This window comes from Salinibacterium sp. ZJ70, from assembly GCF_011751865.2.
Lineage (GTDB): Bacteria > Actinomycetota > Actinomycetes > Actinomycetales > Microbacteriaceae > Homoserinibacter.
Map to the genome: position 1 here is coordinate 1,452,002 of NZ_CP061770.1, position 19,314 is coordinate 1,471,315.

16 protein-coding genes are annotated in these 19,314 nt (G+C 67.8%); 1 reads left to right on the forward strand and 15 read right to left on the reverse strand.

All coding sequences use genetic code 11. The annotated features are described in order from the left end of the window. Window positions 1–74: 74 nt before the first annotated feature. From tpiA to coaE, 10 genes are all read right to left on the reverse strand, one after another. Complete coding sequence (tpiA, locus tag HCR12_RS06865; RefSeq protein WP_166864376.1) at window positions 75–869, reverse strand: triose-phosphate isomerase; 795 nt, start codon at window positions 867–869, stop codon at window positions 75–77. Continuing rightward, entirely contained in the window at window positions 860–2,092 is a 1,233-nt protein-coding gene (locus HCR12_RS06870) for a phosphoglycerate kinase (RefSeq protein ID WP_166864379.1), read from the reverse strand. Before HCR12_RS06870 ends, tpiA begins: the two co-directional genes overlap by 10 nt. Window positions 2,093–2,101: 9 nt before the next feature. After that, complete coding sequence (gene gap / locus HCR12_RS06875) at window positions 2,102–3,109, reverse strand: type I glyceraldehyde-3-phosphate dehydrogenase (protein WP_166864382.1); 1,008 nt, start codon at window positions 3,107–3,109, stop codon at window positions 2,102–2,104. A gap of 113 nt (window positions 3,110–3,222) precedes the next feature. Continuing rightward, window positions 3,223–3,849 carry a superoxide dismutase gene (locus HCR12_RS06880; RefSeq protein WP_166864385.1) on the reverse strand — a complete coding sequence of 209 codons (627 nt, stop codon included), beginning with the start codon at window positions 3,847–3,849 and terminating at the stop codon, window positions 3,223–3,225. A gap of 28 nt (window positions 3,850–3,877) precedes the next feature. Further along, window positions 3,878–4,855: a DNA-binding protein WhiA gene (whiA, locus tag HCR12_RS06885; RefSeq protein ID WP_166864388.1), complete on the reverse strand. Its 978-nt coding sequence runs from the start codon at window positions 4,853–4,855 to the stop codon at window positions 3,878–3,880. 48 nt (window positions 4,856–4,903) lie between these two features. Next, on the reverse strand, window positions 4,904–5,779 hold the full coding sequence (gene rapZ, locus HCR12_RS06890) for an RNase adapter RapZ (protein WP_166864391.1): 876 nt from the start codon (window positions 5,777–5,779) through the stop codon (window positions 4,904–4,906). Beyond that, complete coding sequence (uvrC, locus tag HCR12_RS06895) at window positions 5,776–7,689, reverse strand: excinuclease ABC subunit UvrC (RefSeq protein ID WP_166864395.1); 1,914 nt, start codon at window positions 7,687–7,689, stop codon at window positions 5,776–5,778. The genes rapZ and uvrC overlap by 4 nt, the downstream gene beginning before the upstream one ends. Window position 7,690: 1 nt before the next feature. Then, window positions 7,691–10,603 (reverse strand): excinuclease ABC subunit UvrA, encoded by a 2,913-nt coding sequence (uvrA, locus tag HCR12_RS06900; protein WP_191412315.1) that lies wholly within the window; start codon window positions 10,601–10,603, stop codon window positions 7,691–7,693. A gap of 53 nt (window positions 10,604–10,656) precedes the next feature. After that, window positions 10,657–12,735, reverse strand: a complete 2,079-nt coding sequence (uvrB, locus tag HCR12_RS06905) for an excinuclease ABC subunit UvrB (protein ID WP_166864402.1) — start codon at window positions 12,733–12,735, stop codon at window positions 10,657–10,659. A gap of 10 nt (window positions 12,736–12,745) precedes the next feature. Continuing rightward, window positions 12,746–13,363, reverse strand: coding sequence for a dephospho-CoA kinase (coaE, locus tag HCR12_RS06910; protein ID WP_166864405.1), 618 nt, complete (start codon window positions 13,361–13,363; stop codon window positions 12,746–12,748). Between the two features lie 56 nt (window positions 13,364–13,419). Between coaE and HCR12_RS06915 the strand changes: the two genes are divergently transcribed. Further along, window positions 13,420–14,040: a DUF4126 domain-containing protein gene (locus HCR12_RS06915; protein WP_166864408.1), complete on the forward strand. Its 621-nt coding sequence runs from the start codon at window positions 13,420–13,422 to the stop codon at window positions 14,038–14,040. 71 nt (window positions 14,041–14,111) lie between these two features. On the opposite strand, the gene rpsA is transcribed toward HCR12_RS06915, so the two are convergent. From rpsA to HCR12_RS06940, 5 genes are all read right to left on the reverse strand, one after another. Next, window positions 14,112–15,575 (reverse strand): 30S ribosomal protein S1, encoded by a 1,464-nt coding sequence (rpsA, locus tag HCR12_RS06920; protein ID WP_166864411.1) that lies wholly within the window; start codon window positions 15,573–15,575, stop codon window positions 14,112–14,114. A 105-nt stretch (window positions 15,576–15,680) separates the two neighbouring features. Then, on the reverse strand, window positions 15,681–16,664 hold the full coding sequence (locus HCR12_RS06925; RefSeq protein ID WP_166864414.1) for an epimerase: 984 nt from the start codon (window positions 16,662–16,664) through the stop codon (window positions 15,681–15,683). Then, on the reverse strand, window positions 16,661–17,287 hold the full coding sequence (locus tag HCR12_RS06930; RefSeq protein ID WP_166864418.1) for a DUF4166 domain-containing protein: 627 nt from the start codon (window positions 17,285–17,287) through the stop codon (window positions 16,661–16,663). The genes HCR12_RS06925 and HCR12_RS06930 overlap by 4 nt, the downstream gene beginning before the upstream one ends. Next, the gene (locus HCR12_RS06935) at window positions 17,284–18,978 is read right to left on the reverse strand and encodes a DUF885 domain-containing protein (RefSeq protein WP_166864421.1); all 1,695 of its coding nucleotides are present in this window, start codon (window positions 18,976–18,978) and stop codon (window positions 17,284–17,286) included. The genes HCR12_RS06930 and HCR12_RS06935 overlap by 4 nt, the downstream gene beginning before the upstream one ends. Before the next feature lie 46 nt (window positions 18,979–19,024). Then, window positions 19,025–19,294: an HPr family phosphocarrier protein gene (locus HCR12_RS06940; protein ID WP_166864423.1), complete on the reverse strand. Its 270-nt coding sequence runs from the start codon at window positions 19,292–19,294 to the stop codon at window positions 19,025–19,027. Between the last annotated feature and the right edge of the window lie 20 nt (window positions 19,295–19,314).

Sequence of the window (19,314 nt, forward strand, 5' to 3'; positions counted from 1 at the left end):
TTCGGGTCGGCCAGATGGCCGTGGTTCAGTATAGGCGAGGTCGGGGGGTGCCTGCCGTCATCAGGAGCGGTGGGTCAGATCGTGCCGACGTGGCTCTTGAAGCGCACGATGCTCGCGAACTCCTCGAGCTGCAGGCTCGCCCCGCCCACGAGGGCGCCGTCCACATCGGGCTCCTTCATGAAGCCGGCGATGTTGCTCGCCTTGACCGAACCGCCGTACAGGATGCGGGTCGCCGCGGCAGCGGCGTCTCCGAGGACCTCCGCGATGAGCACACGCAGAGCGGCGCACACCTGCTGGGCCTGCGCGCTCGTGGCTGCCTGGCCGGAGCCGATGGCCCACACGGGCTCGTAGGCGACGACGATCTCGGAGCCCTTGACCGCACCCTCGAGCGCGGTGCGCAGCTGGGCGACGGGCACAGCGCTCGGGCCGTGCTTCTCGAGGTCATCCGCGGTCTCGCCGACGCAGATGATCGGCACGAGGCCGTGGCGGTGGGCCGCCGCGACCTTGGACGCGACGATCTCGTCGGTCTCGCCGTGATACTCACGACGCTCCGAGTGTCCGATGATCACATACGACGACTTGAGTGCCGACAGGAACGCGCCCGAGATCTCGCCCGTGTAGGCACCCGAGTCGTGAGCGGAGATGTCCTGTCCGCCGAACTTGAGTTCGAGCTTGTCGCCCTCGACGAGCGACTGCACCGAGCGGATGTCGGTGAACGGGGGGAACACGGCGACCTCGGTCGAGCTGTAGTCGTGGTTCTTGTCCTGGAGCGTCCAGGCCAGCTTCTGCACAAAGGCGATCGCCTGGAGGTGATCCAGGTTCATCTTCCAGTTGCCCGCAATAAGCGGGGTGCGGTCGTTCACTGCCAACCGAGGACCTCCAGTCCGGGGAGCTTCTTGCCTTCGAGGAACTCGAGACTTGCGCCGCCGCCGGTCGACACGTGGCCGAACTGGTCGTCGGAGAAGCCGAGCTGGCGCACGGCTGCTGCCGAGTCGCCTCCGCCGACGACACCGAGGCCGTCGACGTGGGTGAGCGCTTCGGCGACAGCACGGGTGCCGTTCGCGAACGCGGGGAATTCGAACACGCCCATCGGGCCGTTCCAGAACACGGTCTTCGACGAGCGCACGCGCTCGGCGAATGCCGCCGCCGTCTCGGGACCGATGTCGAGACCGACGCCCGAGGTGCCGAACGGGGTCTCTTCGATCGCATCGGCGGGCGCGACGACGTGGTCGGCGTCGGCAGCGAAGCCCGACGCGACGACGACATCCGTCGGCAGCACGATCTCGACGCCGCGCTCGGCGGCATCCGCGAGGTAGCCGCGGACGGTGTCGAGCTGGTCGGCCTCGAGGAGGCTCGACGCGACCTTGTGGCCCTGAGCCGCGAGGAAGGTGAAGAGCATCCCGCCGCCGATGAGCAGCGCGTCGACGCGCGGAAGCAGGTGGCCGATGACGCCGAGCTTGTCGGACACCTTCGAGCCGCCGAGGACGACGGTGTAGGGGCGCTCCGGGTTCTCGGTGAGCTTGTCGAGCACGTCGAGCTCGGCCGCGATGAGCAGGCCGGCGGCGCTCGGAAGAGCCTTCTCGAGCTCGTAGACGCTCGCCTGCTTGCGGTGGACGACGCCGAAGCCGTCGGAGACGACGACATCGCCGAGGGCGGCGAGCTGGGCGGCGAATGCCACGCGCTCATCCTCGGACTTCGAGGCCTCACCGGGGTTGAAGCGCAGGTTCTCGAGCAGCACCACGCCGGGCGTGGGAGCGGCGGCTACGACGGCCGCTGCGTTGTCGCCGACGGTCTCGGGCGAGAACGCGACGTCGAGCTCGAGGAGCTCGGACAGGCGCGTCGCGACAGGTGCGAGGGAGTACTTGGGGTCGGGCGCGCCCTCGGGGCGGCCCAGGTGCGACATCACGACGACCTTCGCACCGCGGGAGACGAGCTCGCGGATCGTCGGCACGGAGGCGCGGACGCGGCCGTCATCGGTGATGACGCCGTCCTTCAGGGGGACGTTGAGGTCGCAGCGCAGAAGCACCGTGCGACCCGCGAGGCCCTCGCCGCCGAGTTCGGCGGCGAGGGTCTCGATCGTGCGGAGAGTCATCGAGTCGACCTAGAGGCGCTCGGCCACGTACTCGGTCAGGTCGACGAGACGGTTCGAGTAGCCCCACTCGTTGTCGTACCACGCCGAGAGCTTGACCTGGTCGCCGATGACGCGCAGCAGGCCCGCGTCGAAGATCGACGAGTGCGGGTCGGTGACGATGTCGCTCGAGACGATCTCGTCCTCGGTGTACTTGAGGATGCCCTTGAGGTAGCCCTCAGCGGCCTCCTTGTAGACAGCCTTGATCTCGTCGACCGACGCCGACTTCGTGGCGGTCACGGTGAGGTCGGTGATCGATCCGGTGGGGATCGGAACACGCAGCGCGAAGCCGTCGAGCTTGCCCTTGAGCTCGGGGAGCACGAGGCCGATGGCCTTCGCAGCGCCCGTCGAGGTGGGGACGATGTTGATGGCCGCGGCGCGCGCACGACGGAGGTCGCTGTGCGGACCGTCCTGCAGGTTCTGGTCGGCCGTGTAGGCGTGAACCGTCGTCATGAGACCGCGCTCGATGCCGAAGTTGTCGTTGAAGACCTTCGCAAGGGGCGCGAGGCAGTTCGTGGTGCACGACGCGTTCGAGATGATGTTCTGCGTGGCGGGGTCGTAGTCCTCGTGGTTCACGCCCATGACGAACGTGCCGTCCTCGCCGGTGGCGGGAGCGGAGATGAGAACCTTCTTGGCGCCGCCGTCGTCGATGTGCTTGCGCGCATCCGCAGCCTTGGTGAAGCGGCCGGTCGACTCGATGACGATGTCGACGCCGTAGTCAGCCCACTTGAGGGCGGCGGGGTCGCGCTCTTCGAAGACGCGAATCGCCTTGCCGTCGACGTAGATGTTCTGCTCGTCGTAGTCGACCGTGCCGTCGAGGCGGCCCGTGATCGAGTCGTACTTCAGCAGGTGGGCGAGGGTCTTGTTGTCGGTGAGGTCGTTGACGGCGACGATCTCCAGATCGCTGCCCTGTGCGAGGGCGGCGCGGAGGTAGTTGCGACCGATACGGCCGAAGCCGTTGATGCCGATCTTGACGGACACTTTTTGTCTCCTTGATGAGCGCTGGGGGCGCATATGAAGTGGTGGGTGTGGTGGGGGTGGCGTGATGCCAGCGAGAGTCGTGAACAGGGCGCGGGCCCTGGCCACGTCACCGCTTACGACAGTAGCAGGAGGCCTGCTGCGCTCGAACGAGCCGCTTCGAAGCGCTTCGACGCGTCATCCCAGTTCGCGATGTTCCAGAATGCCTTCACGTAGTCGGCCTTCACGTTGACGTAGTCGAGGTAGAAGGCGTGCTCCCACATGTCGAGCTGCAGGATCGGCGTGATGCCCACCGGAAGGTTGTTCTGCTGGTCGTACATCTGGGTGACGAGCAGGCGCGATCCGACCGGATCCCAGGCGAGCATCGCCCAGCCGGAGCCCTGGAGGCTGTTGGCGGCGGCGCTGAAGTGGGCGACGAACTTGTCGAACGATCCGAAGTAGTCGTCGATCGCCGAGGCGAGCTCGCCCGTGGGCTTGTCGCCACCAGCCGGCGAGAGGTTCTTCCAGAAGATCGAGTGGTTGATGTGCCCGCCGAGGTGGAAGGCGAGGTCCTTCTCGAGCTTGGGGATGGTGGTGAAGTCTCCCGACTCACGCGCCGCCTCGAGCATCTCGAGGGCGGTGTTCGCGCCAGCGACATAGGCCGCGTGGTGCTTCGAATGGTGGAGCTCCATGATGCGTGCCGAGATGTAGGGCTCGAGCGCCGCGTAGTCGTAGTCGAGCTCAGGCAGTGTGTAGACGGCCATGCTGTCCTTCTTTCGTTCTTCCTGGTGGTCAGTCGTCGAAATCGGCGGGGAGGTTGGCGTCGGTTCCCGGCACCCCGAGTTCGACCGCGCGCTTGTCCGCCATCGCGAGGAGGCGACGGATGCGACCGGCGACGGCATCCTTGGTCATCGGCGGGTCGGCGAAGTGGCCGAGCTCGTCGAGGCTCGCGTCGCGGTGGGCGAGGCGAAGCTGGCCCGCGTACTGCAGGTGATCGGGAACTTCGTCCCCGAGGATCTCGAGCGCTCGCTCGACGCGCGCGCACGCGGCGACGGCCGCCTGCGCGGAGCGGCGGAGGTTGGCGTCGTCGAAGTTGACGAGACGGTTGGCGGTCGCGCGCACCTCGCGGCGCTGACGCAGCTCCTCCCACGCGGCGACAGCGGCATCCGCGCCCATGAGACGCAGCATCGCGGCGATCGCCTCGCCTTCGCGGATGACCACGCGGTGCACGCCGCGCACCTCGCGCGCCTTCGCGGCGACCTTCAGTCGGCCGGCAGCGCCGACGAGCGCCATCGCGGCCTCGTTGCCGGGGCAGGTGACCTCGAGAGCCGCGGAGCGACCCGGATCGGTGAGGGTGCCGCGTGCGAGGAAGGCACCGCGCCAGATGGCGGCGAGCTCTTCGCGGTTGCCCGTCGTGAGGCGATTCGGAAGGCCGCGCACAGGGCGACGCCGCGCGTCGAGCAGGCCGGTCTGCCGAGCGAGGGTCTCTCCCCCATCGACGACGCGCACGACGAAGATGGGCGCCTTCTGCGTGCCGGCGCCGTTGATGACCTTGCCTTCGCTGCGCACGCCGTAGAGCTCCGCGAGGTCGCGGCGCACACGCTGCGCGACCTTCTGCGAGTCGAGCTCCGCCTCGACGGCGATGCGCCCCGAGATGATGTGCAGACCGCCTGAGAACCGCAGCAATGCCGCGAGCTCCGCCGCTCGGACGCTCGTCTTGCCGGTCGTCACGGCAACGAGCTCTTCCTTGACGTCTCCCGTCAGTGCCACGCGTTCAATCCTCGTCTCGATTCGGTAGATGTCGAAGGGTGCATGTCGTCACTCGCGTCCGAGGTCGCGGTGCCGCACCGTGACAGAGACTCCAGGGAGCTCGCGAAGGCGTGCTGCAACCTCTTCGGTGATGGCGACCGACCGGTGTTTTCCACCGGTGCATCCCACTCCGATCGTAGCGTGGCGCTTGTTCTCACGACGGTATCCGTCGACGACAGAGGCGAGAGCGGCGACGTAGTGGTCGACGAACTCCGTGACCCCCGGCTGCGAGAGCACGTAATCGCGCACGGGTGCGTCGATGCCGGTCTGGTGCGCGAGCTCCGGGATCCAGTACGGATTCGGAATGAACCGCATGTCGGCGAGCATGTCGGCGTCGGACGGCGCACCGTACTTGAATCCGAAGCTGACGACCGTGAGCTTGAGGCTCGGTGTGGAGGCCTCGGAGAACGTCTCGGCGACGCGCATCGCGAGCTGGTGGACGTTGAGATCGGAGGTGTCGATCACCTGGTCGCTGAGTTCGCGCAGGCCGCGCGTGTGCACGCGCTCGGACGCGATGCCGTCGATGATCGTGCCGTCGCCCTGCAGCGGGTGCGGGCGCCGGACCTGCTCGAAGCGCCGTACGAGCGCGGCGTCGGTGGCGTCGAGGAAGAGCACCCGGGCACGGCCCGCGGCATGCAGCTCGGCGATGACCTCCTGCGCGTCCTCGAACAGACGCCCGCCGCGGACGTCGACGACCGCGGCGATGCGAGGGATCGCCGATCCGGTGTGCGCGCCGAGGTCGGCGAGCGGGCGGAGCATCTGCGGCGGGAGGTTGTCGACGACGTACCAGCCGAGGTCCTCGAGTGCGTTCGCGGCCGTCGAGCGGCCCGCACCCGACATCCCGGTCACGATGAGCAGTTCGAGCTCGTCGCTGGAATCAGTCATTGATGATCTTCCCGTCGGTCTCCTCCCAGCCTACTCGCGATGGCTTCCGCCAGCTGCGGTCCGATGCCCTTCACCTCCGCGATCTCGTCGATGCTCGCCGCCTTGAGACGCGCGACGGATCCGAAGTGCCGCAGCAGCTGCTTCGATCGGGACGGACCGAGGCCCGGGATCTCCGAGAGCACGCTGCCGATGTCGGCACGGCGCTTCTGGCGCTGGAAGGTGATCGCGAACCGGTGCGCCTCGTCGCGGATGCGCTGGATGAGGAAGAGCGCCTCGCTTCCGCGCGGGAGGATGACCGGGAACTCGTCGTCGGGAAGCCAGATCTCCTCGAGGCGCTTGGCGATGCCGACGAGCGGGATGTCGGTGATCCCGAGGTCGTCGAAGACCGCCTGCACCGCCTGCACCTGCGGCTGCCCGCCGTCGACGATGATGAGCCCCGGACGGTACGCGAAGCGCTTGCGAGGCTTGACGACGCCGTCTGCGTCGAGCTCCTCCGGTGCGCTGCCCGCGTCGGGATCCTCGTCGAGGTGCGCAAGACGTCGGCGAAGCACCTGGGCCATCGACTCGGTGTCGTCGACCGTCCCCGTGACAGCGAACTTGCGGTAGTCGGACTTCTTCGCCAGACCGTCTTCGAACACCACCATCGACGCGACGACGTTCGTGCCGCCGAGGTGCGACACGTCGTAGCACTCCATGCGCAGAGGCGCCTCGTCGAGCCCGAGAGCCTCCTGGAGCTCGGTGAGCGCCTGGGTGCGGGCGACGTAGTCCGACGTACGACGCGTCTTGTAGAGCGCGAGCGACTGCTTCGCGTTGAGGGTCGCGGTCTGCAGCACCGCGGCCTTCTCGCCGCGCTGCGCTGTCTTGAGGGTCACGGATCCGCGCTCACGCCGACTGCCGAGCCACGTCGAGAGGGCATCCGCATCGTCCGGCAGAACCGGCACGATGATCTCGCGCGGGGGCGCGTCGTTCTCGTACGCGGTCTCGATGACCGACTCGACGAGCTCACCGGGGGTGATGTCGAGCTCCTTGTCGACGACCCATGTGCGCGCACCCCGGATGCGACCGCCTCGCACGATGAACTGCTGCACCGCGGCGGCCAGCTCGTCCTCCTCGATGCCGAACACGTCGACGTCGACATCGTCGGAGAGCACGACGGCGCTCTTCTCGAGCACGTTCTCGAGCGCCTGGATGCGGTCGCGGATGCGGGCCGCGCGCTCGTACTCGAGCGCCGCCGCGGCATCCGCCATCTCCTTCTGCAGCATCGTGATCGCGCGGCGGTCGTGGCTCGCCATGAAGGCCACGAACTCGTCGACGATCCGGCGGTGCTCCTCGATCGTGACCTTCTGCGAGCACGGGCCGCCGCAGCGTCCGATCTGCCCCGCGAAGCACGGGCGCCCGCTCTGCATCGCCCGCTTGTAGGCGGAGTCGGAGCAGGTGCGGATGGGGAACGCCTTCACCATCAGGTCGATCGTCTCGCGCACCGCCCACACCTTCGGATACGGACCGAAGTACTTCGCTCCGCGGATGCGGTGGTTGCGGCTCACCATGACGCGAGGCGCCTCGTCGGCGAGGGTCACGACGAGGTACGGATAGCTCTTGTCGTCGCGGAACTTGACGTTGTACGGCGGCGAGTACTCCTTGATCCAGGTGTACTCGAGCTGCAGAGCCTCGACGTCGTTCGCGACCACCGTCCACTCGACCTTCGAGGCCGCGAGCACCATGTGCCGGGTGCGCTCGTGGAGGCTCCGCAGCGGCTGGAAGTAGTTGGAGAGTCGCTGGCGCAGGTTGATGGCTTTGCCGACGTAGAGGATGCGCCCGCTTGCGTCAGAGAACCGGTAGACACCCGGTGCGGTCGGGATCTCCCCCGCCTTCGGCCGCCAGGGCAGCACGTCGGCGCGCGGGGCGGCCACGTCAGCTGGCCTTCCGACGACCCCGGCCTGCGGCCTCCGACTCGAGCAGCTCCGCGAGGAAGCGACCTGTGTGGCTCGCGGGATTCTTCGCGACCTTCTCGGGCGTGCCTGTCGCGATCACCTGGCCGCCGCCCGAACCGCCCTCAGGGCCCATGTCGATCAGCCAGTCGGCACTCTTGATCACATCGAGGTTGTGCTCGATGACGATGACCGAGTTGCCCTTGTCGACGAGGCTGTTGAGCACGAGAAGCAGCTTGCGCACGTCTTCGAAGTGCAGACCGGTCGTCGGCTCGTCGAGCACGTAGATGGAGCGGCCGTTGGAGCGCTTCTGCAGCTCGGTTGCGAGCTTGACGCGCTGGGCCTCTCCGCCCGACAGGGTCGTGGCGCTCTGGCCGAGGCGAACGTAGCCGAGGCCCACATCGACGAGCGTCTTGAGGTAGCGGTGGATCGCGCTGATCGGCTCGAAGAACTCGGCGGCCTCGGCGATCGGCATGTCGAGCACCTCGGCGATGTTCTTGCCCTTGTAGCGCACCTGCAGCGTGTCGCGGTTGTAGCGCGCACCTTCGCAGACCTCGCACACGACGTAGACGTCGGGCAGGAAGTTCATCTCGATCTTGATCGTGCCATCGCCGGAGCAGTTCTCGCAGCGTCCGCCCTTGACGTTGAAGCTGAAGCGACCCGGCTGGTAGCCGCGCGCCTTCGCCTCCATCGTCTCGGCGAAGAGCGTGCGGATGCGGTCGAAGACCCCGGTGTAGGTGGCCGGGTTCGAGCGCGGGGTGCGGCCGATGGGGGCCTGATCCACGTGCACGACCTTGTCGAGGTGCTCGAGGCCCGTGACCCGCTTGTGCTTGCCGGGCACCTGACGTGCGCCGTTGAGGTTGTTGGCGAGCACCTTGTAGAGGATGTCGTTGACGAGGCTCGACTTGCCGGAGCCCGAGACGCCCGTGACGGCGGTGAGCACACCGAGCGGGAACTCCGCGGTGACGTTCTGCAGGTTGTTGGTCTGCGCCCCTTCGACGACGATCTTGCGACTGCGGTCGATGGGCCGGCGCTTCTTCGGCATCTCGATCGCCCGCCGACCGGCGAGGTAGTCGCCCGTCACGGATCCGCGGTTCTCGAGGAGCGTCTCGTACGAACCCGAGTGCACGACCTTGCCGCCGTGCTCCCCCGCGCCCGGTCCGATGTCGACGACCCAGTCGGCCGTGCGGATGGTGTCTTCGTCGTGTTCGACGACGATGAGCGTGTTGCCGAGGCCCTTGAGCTTCACGAGGGTGTCGATGAGCCGGCGGTTGTCGCGCTGGTGGAGGCCGATCGAGGGCTCATCGAGCACATACAGCACGCCCGTGAGGCCGGATCCGATCTGTGTCGCCAGGCGGATGCGCTGGGCCTCGCCACCCGACAGCGACCCCGCGGCGCGCGACATCGTGAGGTAGCCGAGCCCCACCTCGAGCAGGAACTCGAGGCGCAGCCGGATCTCGCGCAGCACCTGCGCGGCGATGCGGGCTTCACGGTCGGTCAGCTCGAGCTTGTTCATGAAGTCATAGGCGTCGGTGAGGCTCAGGTCGGCGACGGACGAGATGCTGTGGCCGGCCACGAGCACCGCGAGCACCTCCGGCTTCAGGCGACGACCTTCGCAGACGGGGCACGGCACCTCGCGGAGGTACTCGCCGAAGCGCTGCTGCGACCAGTCGCTCTCGGCTTCCTTGTACTTGCGCTCGATGTAGGGCATGACGCCCTCGAAGCCCGTCGAGTACTTCACCGTGCGGCCGAAGCGGTTGCGCCACTGCACGGTGACCTCGAAGTCGTTGCCGTGGAGCACGGCCGTCTGCACCTCGCTCGGCAGCTTCTTCCACGGGGTGTCGAGCGAGAAGTCGAGATCCTTCGCGAGCCCCTGCAGCAGGCGCTGGAAGTAGGTGTAGACGCCCTTGCCGCCCTGGTTCCAGGGCAGGATGACGCCCTCGTTGAGGCTCAGATCCGGGTCGCCGATGACGAGGCCGGTGTCGACCGCCATCTTGGTGCCGAGGCCGGAGCATTCGGGGCAGGCGCCGAAGGGCGCATTGAACGAGAACGTGCGGGGCTCGATCTCGGTGAGCGCGATCGGGTGGTTGTTGGGGCACGCGAGCTTCTCGCTGAACGAGCGGCGACGCGTCGTCGACCCTTCCTCCTCGTCCACGAAGTCGATCTCGACGACGCCGTTCGCGAGCCGCAGAGCAGTCTCGACCGAGTCGGTGACGCGCGTCAGGAGATCATCGGAGGCGACGAGGCGGTCGACGACGACCGCGATGTCGTGCTTGTACTGCTTCTTGAGCTTGGGCGGTTCGGTGAGCTGAACGAGCTCCCCGTCGACGACCGCACGCGAGTATCCGGACGCGGAGAGCTCCGCGAAGAGGTCGACGAACTCGCCCTTCTTCTGGGAGATCACGGGGGCGATGACCTGGTAGCGGGTGCCCGTCGGCAGCTCCATGAGCTGGTCGGCGATCTGCTGCACCGTCTGGCGCTGGATCTTCTCGCCGCACTGCGGACAGTGGGGCTCGCCGATGCGCGCCCACAGCAGTCGCATGTAGTCGTAGATCTCGGTGATCGTGCCGACCGTGGAGCGCGGGTTGCGGTTGGTCGACTTCTGGTCGATCGAGACCGCAGGGCTGAGGCCCTCGATGAAGTCGACGTCCGGGCGGTCCACCTGACCGAGGAACTGTCGCGCATAGGCGGACAGCGACTCGACGTAGCGACGCTGACCCTCGGCGAAGATCGTGTCGAAGGCGAGCGACGACTTGCCCGACCCGGAGAGCCCCGTGAAGACGACGAGCGAGTCGCGCGGGATCTCGAGGTCGACGTTCTTCAGGTTGTGCACGCGAGCGCCGCGGACGCTCAGCTTCTGGGTTCCGGAGACAGGGGTGATCGACACTGAACTCATGTTAGTTCCGACCGCTGACATACCGCCGGGTGTCGCTTGGTCGAAGGGATGGGTCAGCGCACGTGGCCGGCGGCCTCCATGTTGCGCAGCTCCTTCTTGAGGTCCTGCAGCTCGTCGCGCAGCCGTGCCGCGAGCTCGAACTTGAGCTCACCCGCGGCCTGCAGCATCTGCTCGTTGAGGTCGGAGATGATCGACTCGAGCTCGTTCGCACCGGCAGCCCCACGACCTTCGCGTCGCAGATTCGGCGTGGGCGACTTGCGCCTCGAGCCGTCAGCCGTCGAGCGGCCCGCGAGCAGCTTGGCGGTGTCGGCACCCTCGCGTGCGAGCACATCCGTGATGTCGGCGATCTTCTTGCGCAGCGGTTGCGGATCGATGCCACGCTCGGCGTTGTAGGCCATCTGCAGCTCACGGCGGCGGTTGGTCTCGGAGATCGCGAACTTCATCGAATCGGTGAGCTTGTCCGCGTACATGTGCACCTCGCCGGAGACGTTGCGCGCCGCGCGGCCGATCGTCTGGATGAGCGAGGTCGAGGAGCGGAGGAATCCCTCCTTGTCGGCGTCGAGGATCGCCACGAGCGACACCTCCGGGAGGTCGAGCCCTTCACGCAGCAGGTTGATGCCGACGAGCACGTCGTAGACGCCGCTGCGCAGCTCGGTGAGCAGCTCCACACGGCGCAGTGTGTCGACATCCGAGTGCAGGTAGCGCACCTGCACACCCGCTTCCATGAGGTAGTCGGTGAGCTCCTCTGCCATCTTCTTCGTGAGGGTCGTCACGAGCACTCGCTCGTCGCGCTCGGCGCGGAGCCTGATCTCCTCGAGGAGGTCGTCGATCTGGCCGAGACTCGGCTTGACGATGATCTGCGGGTCGATGAGACCCGTCGGACGGATGATCTGCTCCACGACGCCATCGGCCATGCTGAGCTCGTACTTGCCGGGCGTCGCGGAGAGGTAGACCTTCTGCCCCACGCGGTTGAGGAACTCCTCCCACCGCAGCGGACGGTTGTCGAGCGCGCTCGGCAGCCGGAAGCCGTGCTCCACAAGCGTGCGCTTGCGGCTCGCGTCGCCCTCGTACATCGCGCCGATCTGCGGCACGGTCACGTGCGACTCGTCGATGACGACGAGGAAGTCGTCGGGGAAGTAGTCGAGGAGCGTGTTCGGCGGCTCCCCGGGATTGCGGCCATCGATGTGGCGCGAATAGTTCTCGATGCCGTTGCAGAAGCCGATCTGCTCCATCATCTCGAGGTCGAACCCGGTGCGCATGCGCAGACGCTGCGCCTCCAGGAGCTTGCCCTGCTTCTCGAGCTCGGCGAGCCGCTCGGCGAGCTCGATCTTGATCGAGGCGATCGCGCGGTGCATCGACTCGGGGCTCGCCGCGTAGTGGGTCGCGGGGAACACGGACACGGAGTCGAGCTTGCGGACGACCTCCCCCGTGAGCGGGTGCAGCGAGTACAGCGCCTCGATCTCGTCGCCGAACATCTCGATCCGCACCGCGAGCTCTTCGTAGACGGGGATGATCTCGATGGTGTCGCCGCGCACACGGAACTTGCCGCGCGAGAAGTCGATGTCGTTGCGCTCGTACTGCATGTTGATGAATGCGCGCACGAGCTTGTCGCGCGAGATGCGGTCCCCCACCTGCAGCGCGACCATCGCACCCAAGTACTCCTCCGCCGCCCCGAGGCCGTAGATGCATGACACGGTCGAGACGACGATGACGTCGCGCCGACTGAGCAGGGAGTTGGTGGTCGAGTGGCGCAGGCGCTCGACCTCGGCGTTGATCGAGGAGTCCTTCTCGATGAACGTGTCCGTCTGCGGAACGTACGCCTCGGGCTGGTAGTAGTCGTAGTAGCTCACGAAGTACTCGACGGCGTTGTGCGGCATGAGCTCGCGGAACTCGTTCGCGAGCTGGGCGGCGAGTGTCTTATTGTGCGCGAGCACGAGGGTCGGACGCTGCACCTGCTCGATGAGCCACGCCGTCGTGGCCGACTTTCCCGTTCCGGTGGCGCCGAGCAGCACGATGTCGGATTCGCCCGCCTGTACGCGATGCGTGAGCTCCGCGATGGCCGTCGGCTGATCGCCGCTGGGCGTGTACTGGCTGACGACCTCGAACGGTCGCACCGAGCGCGTGGGCTGCATGTCTTCCAGCCTAGGCACGACCCCGGACGTCGTGCAGGGTGCCCCACAGCTCGTCGACCTGCCGCAGTGTCTCGTCGAGGGTGCTGTTGGCGTCGATCACATGATCGGCGATCGCGAGACGCTCGGGTTCCGGCGCCTGCGACGCGATGCGGCGTCGCGCCTCCGTCTCGTCCATGCCCCGATCTTCGACGAGTCGGCGCAGGCGTTCCCCTTCATCTGCGCTCACGACGATGACGCGGTCGAACTCGTCAGTGCGCGATGCACCCGTCTCGGTGACGAGCAGGGGAACGTCGTAGACGACGATCGCGTCTGGATCTGCGTCGAGTGCCGCCGCGAAGAGCTCGCGCGAGCGCCGCCACACGGCGGGGTGGGTGATGCCGTTGAGGATGCTCCGCGCACCCGCGTCAGCGAAGATGATCGCGCCGAGCGCAGGGCGATTCAGGGATCCGTCCGCGGCGAGCACCTCGGGTCCGAACGCCTCGACGATCTGCGCGAGTCCCGGTGTGCCCGGCTCGACGACTTCGCGTGCGACGACATCCGCGTCCACGACGACCGCCCCGAGCTCGGCGAGTCGACGCGCGACGGTGGACTTGCCGGAGGCGATGCCTCCTGTGAGGGCGAGGAGCATTCCCTCATCGTCCCACGGGTATGCCGCCGCACGTGCGCTCCCCGTAGCATGGCGGCATGCTCGAGCTGCTCACCGGTGCCGGCCTTGCCGCCGCTGCAGGACTCAACGCCTACATCCCGATCCTCGTCATGGGGCTCGCGGGCCGATTCGACTGGATCCAGCTTCCCGCGGGGTGGACCTGGCTCGAGAACGAGTGGGTTCTCGGCATCTTCGGGGTGCTGCTGGTGGTGGAGGTCATCGCCGACAAGGTGCCCGCCGTCGACTCGGTCAACGACTGGATCCAGACCGTGGTGCGCCCCGCATCCGGTGGGCTGGTCTTCGCGGGCGGCGTCGGCACCGAGACAGTCGCCGTCACCGATCCGGACACATTCTTCGGCTCAGGGGCCTGGATTCCGATCGTCGTCGGGATCGTCCTCGCGCTCGTCGTGCATCTCGCCAAGTCGTCGATCCGTCCGCTCGCGAACATCAGCACCGCGGGCGTCGCCGCCCCCGTGCTGAGCACCGCTGAGGATGGCGCGAGCCTCCTGATGGTGATTCTCGCGCTCGTGGCACCCGCACTGGTGGCGATCGGCCTGGTGCTCATGCTCATCGCGTTCATTGCCGTGCTGCGCCGGATGCGTCGCCACCGTCGCGAGCGTGCCGCCGCGGAGAGCACTCCCCCGGCGTTCCTCGCCTGACGCGCACTCACCCGTGAGACGCCGAATGGCCGGCCCCCGAAGGGACCGGCCACCGGTGAAGCCCAGAGGGCTTAGGAGTTGCTGCTGAGCTTCTCGCGCAGAGCCGCGAGCGACTCGTCGTCGGCGAGGGTTCCCACCGAGCTGCTGTCGGACGAGAACGTGTTGCCAGCGGGACGAGCCGCCTCGAACGTGTCCTCGGCCTCGGCGGCCGCGACGATCTGCTTCTTGTGAGCCTCCCAGCGGGCCTGGGCAGCCGCGTACTCGGCCTCCCACGCGTCGCGCTGAGCCTCGAAGCCCTCGATCCATTCGCCCGACGTGGCGTCGAAGCCCTCGGGGAACTTGTAGTTGCCCTGCTCGTCGTACTCCGTGACCATGCCGTAGAGCGCGGCGAGGCCCGAGTCGAACTCGGCGTTGTTCGGGTCGATGCCCTCGTTCGCCTGCTTCAGCGAGAGCGAGATGCGGCGACGCTCGAGGTCGATGTCGATGACCTTGACGAACACCTCGTCGCCGACCGAGACAACCTGCTCGGCGAGCTCGACGTGCTTGCCCGACAGCTCCGAGATGTGCACGAGGCCCTCGATGCCGTCCGCAACGCGAACGAACGCACCGAACGGAACGAGCTTGGTGACCTTTCCGGGCGCGATCTGGCCGATCGCGTGCGTGCGGGCGAAGACCTGCCACGGGTCCTCCTGGGTCGCCTTGAGCGAGAGCGACACGCGCTCGCGGTCCAGGTCGACCTCGAGGATCTCGACGGTGACCTCCTGGCCGACCTCGACGACCTCAGACGCGTGCTCGATGTGCTTCCACGAGAGCTCGGAGACGTGCACGAGGCCGTCCACGCCGCCCAGGTCGACGAACGCACCGAAGTTGACGATCGAGGAGACGACGCCCTTGCGGACCTGTCCCTTCTGGAGGTTGTTGAGGAAGGTCGAACGCGACTCCGACTGCGTCTGCTCGAGCAGCGCGCGGCGGCTCAGGACGACGTTGTTGCGGTTCTTGTCGAGCTCGAGGATCTTCGCCTCGATCTCCTGGCCGAGGTACGGCGTGAGGTCGCGCACGCGGCGGAGCTCGATGAGCGACGCCGGGAGGAAGCCACGGAGGCCGATGTCGACGATGAGTCCGCCCTTGACGACCTCGATGACCGAACCGGTGACAACACCGTCGGCCTCCTTGATCTTCTCGACGTCGCCCCACGCGCGCTCGTACTGCGCACGCTTCTTCGACAGGATGAGGCGGCCTTCCTTGTCCTCCTTCTGGAGAACGAGGGCTTCGACGGTGTCGCCGACGGAGACCACCTCAGTGGGGTCGACGTCGTGCTTGATCGAAAGCTCGCGCGAGGGGATGACGCCCTCGGTCTTGTAACCGACGTCGAGGAGGACCTCGTCGCGGTCGATCTTCACGACGGTTCCTTCGATGAGGTCGCCGTCGTTGAAGAACTTGAGGGTCAGTTCGACCGCGGCCAGGAAGTCTTCAGCAGATCCGATGTCGTTGATGGCGACCTGCTTGGTAGCCGAGGCGGTCGTTGCGTTAGTCATAAAGTGATTGCTCCGGATGGGGACATGATCGGGCCTGCGAGGCGGTGCTGCATGATGTGCTCCGCAGGCATACGGATATGGATGTCACGAATGCGACTCTCCAGATTACCGCACTCCGCTCCTCTGCGCGACGACCCGCCGCACCGCGTCTTCGAGATCCGGCACCGCGAACTCGAAGCCCGCGCGGGTGAGGCGCTCCGGCAGCACCCATCGACTCTTGAGCAGAAGCTCGGTCTCGGTGCGGATGAGCCACGCACCCACCTCGAGCACCGGCCGAGGCGCGGGGATGCCGATCGGCATCCGCACCACGCGGCGCAGGGTGCGCATGAGCTCGACACCCTCGACGGGGTGAGGCGAGGAGAGGTTGATCGGACCGGTGAGCGTCTCGTCGTTCTCGATGAAGTCGAGAGCGCGCGCGACATCGTCGAGGTGGATCCAGCTGAACCGCTGCTGACCCCACCGTGCGGCGAAGCGGTGCTGGGTGCCGGCGGCGCGTCGCTCACGCGTGGAGAACCACGGGGTGTCCCACTGCGGCCCTCCCAGGCCCCAGCGCGCGAGCCGCAGCAGGGGGATGAGCGCGCTGCCGTCGCCGAGCACGATCGCTGTGCGGATCGCGACGCGGCGCGTCGACGGCAGCCCGCGAGCGAAGAACTCGTTCTCCCACGCAGTCGCAACCGACACCGAGAAACCGCTGCCGATCTCGCCATCGTCCTCGGTCATCGGGCGGTCCTCGGCATGCCGGTAGATCGTCGCTGTCGACGAGTTGATCCACAGCGGCGGCGGGGAGGCGACCGCCTCGATCGCGTCGCCGAGCTCACGCGTCGTCTGCACCCGTGAGCGCACGATCTCCGACCGGTTCGCCGCGTCGTAGCGGCAGTTGACGCTCTTGCCCGCGAGGTTCACGACCATCGCGCTGCCGTCGATCACTCGACGGATCGCGTCGGCGTCACCCCACGTCGCGTCGGCACCGGAGCCGGGACGGCCGATCGTGCGCACCTCGCGCCCGGCTTCACGCCAGTGCGCGACGAGCGCCTGGCCCATGAAACCGGAGGCGCCAGCCACGACGACCGGACCGCGTGCGGTGGTCATCCGTCGTCGTCGCCGACGCGCTCGACGTGGTAGCTGAACGCGCCCGCGTACTCGTACAGACGCCCGACGACCGGCAGGTCGATGGTGAGCGACACGTGCTGACGCCCGTCGTCGAGCGCGCGCTCGCGCACCGTGATCCGCGGCGCCCACGACGGCGGCAGTGTGAATCGGAGGCCCGCGATGTCGACGCCCACCCGGCCCGAGGTGATCAGCAGGCCGTCTTCATCCGTCTCGATGAACAGCTCGCTCACGAGCCGCTCCCCCGCACCCGCGCGCTGGCGCAGCCCTCGGCCCGTCCAGACGACACGGTCGGTCATCGTGCGGTCGCCGGAGGCGAAATGGAACCGACGGACGCTGATCTGGCCGTGCGGAGTCGGCACGTTCACGATCGTGAACGGCACCTGCTTCTCCCACACCGGCCATGCGATGTTCCAGCGGCCCAGCAGCGCGAGGACCGGCCACAGCCAGCGCCGCGGGGATCCGACGCGCGTGAACACGCCCTCACCGAGCCCGTGCGAACCGTAGGGCACGCCCCCGAAGTAGTCCGCGAGGGCGGGCGGCAGCTCTGTGATACGCCAGCCGAGGGCCGACGCCCACGGTGTGCCCGGCGTGCGGGTGCTCACGACAGCAGGCTCGCCCGAAGGGTGTCGAGACCGACGCCTCCCAGGTCGAGCGCGTTCTTGTGGAACTCGCGGAAGGAGAACCCGTCGCCTTCGCGGCGCTGCGCCTCATCGCGGATCTGCTCCCAGATGCGCTGCCCCACCTTGTACGACGGCGCCTGACCCGGCCATCCGAGGTAGCGGTTCACCTCGAAGCGCACGAACGAGTCGTTCATGTTGACGTTGCGGCGCATGAACTCGAGCGCGAAGTCGGCGTCCCAGATGCCCTCGGAGTCGAGATCCTCGAGACCCCGCACGCGCGGCTTCGGCTTGCCGAGGTGCACGCCGATGTCGAGCACGACGCGCGCGGCGCGCATGCGCTGGCCATCGAGCATGCCGAGACGGTCGGCGGGGTCCTCGAGGTAGCCGAGCTCCTCCATGAGCCGCTCAGCGTAGAGCGCCCACCCCTCGGCGTGGCCGCTCGTGCCGGCGAGCTGACGCCGCCAGGTGTTGAGCTGGGCACGGTTGTAGACGGCCTGGCCGATCTGCAGGTGGTGACCGGGCACGCCCTCGTGGAACACGGTGGTCTTCTCACGCCAGGTGTCGAACTCGGTGACGCCCTCGGGCACGCTCCACCACATGCGGCCGGCCCGGCTGAAGTCGTCGCTCGGGCCCGTGTAGTAGATGCCGCCCTCCTGAGTGGGAGCGATCATGCACTCGAGCGCGCGCACCGGCTCCGGGATCTCGAAGTGCGTCTCGCCGAGCTCGGCGACCACGCGGTCCGAGAGCTCCTGCATCCACGCCTGGAGCGCTTCGGTGCCGTGGAGCTTGCGCGACTCATCCTTCTCGAGGTGGGCGATCGCCTCTTCGACGGTCGCGCCGGGGAGGATCTCCTGGGCGACGCGCGTCTGCTCGTCGATCATGCGCTCGAGCTCGGCGATGCCCCACTCGTAGGTCTCATCGAGGTCGATCTCGGCCCCGAGGAACGCGCGCGAGTGCAGGGCGTACATCTCGCGGCCGACGGCGTCGATGTCGGATGCGGCGGGCAGCAGCTCCGTCTCGAGGAAGTCGGCGAGGCTCTGGTAGGCCGCAGCGGAGGCGTCCGCGCCCCGGGCGAGGTCGGCGACGACGCTCTCCGGGAGGGTTCCCTCGGTGGGAGCGGCGCCCTGCGCGAACGCGTGGAAGAAGCCGTCGGGGCGGCTGTTGCGGCGCGCCTGCTCGATGACCTCGCGCACCTGGCGCTTGGCCGGCACGACACCCTCTGCGATGCCCTGGCGGAGCGTCTCGATGTAGCCGTCGACGGCGGTCGGCACGTTGCCGAGGCGCTGGGCGATCGTCGCCCAGTCGTCTGCGGTGTCGGTGGGCATGAGATCGAAGGCGTCGCGGATGTCCTGGGCGGGCGAGGCGATGACGTTCAGGTCACGCAGGTGCAGGCGCGCCGCGTGCGACTCGAGCGAGAGGTTCGCCTCGGCGAGAAGGTCGGTCTTCGTGACGCGGTCGACATCGTCGACGGGCTCGGCCGCCTCGAGCTTCGCGACGAGCTCCCGCGTGGCCTCAGCGAGGCGGTCGTGGCCAGCAGGTGAGCGGTCGCCCACCTCGCCGATGCGACCGGGGACTCCGATCATGATCGCGATCTCGGGAATGAGGTCGACGAGGGTGGTCACCCACTCCTCCGCGATCTGGTCGATGGGCGTGGTCGGGCGCTCATGAGTCATGCATCCACCGTAGCCCGAGGGCCCGACAGCGCACAGGACGTAGGGCCTACTCGAGCTCGAGGTCGCGTGCGAGCATCGCGGCGAGCTCGTCGAGCACTGCATCCGCGCCGTCGCCGTCGGCGGCGACGGTGACCTCCTGACCGCAGTCCACACCGAGCGACAGCACGCCCAGGATGCTCGCGGCGTTGACCGTGCGGCCCGACGGCCCTGTGAGGGTCACGGGCATGCCCGCGCCCGCCGCCGCCTGCGAGAACAGGGCGGCAGGGCGTGCGTGCAGGCCGACCGAAGATGCGACGACGACGCGACGCTCAAGCATGCGTGCTCCTCAGGGAAAGG

Excerpts from the sequence above, each read along its gene's own strand:
- HCR12_RS06870 (WP_166864379.1), bottom strand. The coding sequence starts at position 2,092 with ATGACTCTCCGCACGATCGAGACCCTCGCCGCCGAACTCGGCGGCGAG.
- HCR12_RS06880 (WP_166864385.1), bottom strand. The coding sequence starts at position 3,849 with ATGGCCGTCTACACACTGCCTGAGCTCGACTACGACTACGCGGCGCTC.
- rapZ (WP_166864391.1), bottom strand. The coding sequence starts at position 5,779 with ATGACTGATTCCAGCGACGAGCTCGAACTGCTCATCGTGACCGGGATG.
- uvrA (WP_191412315.1), bottom strand. The coding sequence starts at position 10,603 with ATGAGTTCAGTGTCGATCACCCCTGTCTCCGGAACCCAGAAGCTGAGC.
- uvrB (WP_166864402.1), bottom strand. The coding sequence starts at position 12,735 with ATGCAGCCCACGCGCTCGGTGCGACCGTTCGAGGTCGTCAGCCAGTAC.
- coaE (WP_166864405.1), bottom strand. The coding sequence starts at position 13,363 with ATGCTCCTCGCCCTCACAGGAGGCATCGCCTCCGGCAAGTCCACCGTC.
- HCR12_RS06915 (WP_166864408.1), top strand. The coding sequence starts at position 13,420 with ATGCTCGAGCTGCTCACCGGTGCCGGCCTTGCCGCCGCTGCAGGACTC.
- rpsA (WP_166864411.1), bottom strand. The coding sequence starts at position 15,575 with ATGACTAACGCAACGACCGCCTCGGCTACCAAGCAGGTCGCCATCAAC.
- HCR12_RS06925 (WP_166864414.1), bottom strand. The coding sequence starts at position 16,664 with ATGACCACCGCACGCGGTCCGGTCGTCGTGGCTGGCGCCTCCGGTTTC.
- HCR12_RS06935 (WP_166864421.1), bottom strand. The coding sequence starts at position 18,978 with ATGACTCATGAGCGCCCGACCACGCCCATCGACCAGATCGCGGAGGAG.
- HCR12_RS06940 (WP_166864423.1), bottom strand. The coding sequence starts at position 19,294 with ATGCTTGAGCGTCGCGTCGTCGTCGCATCTTCGGTCGGCCTGCACGCA.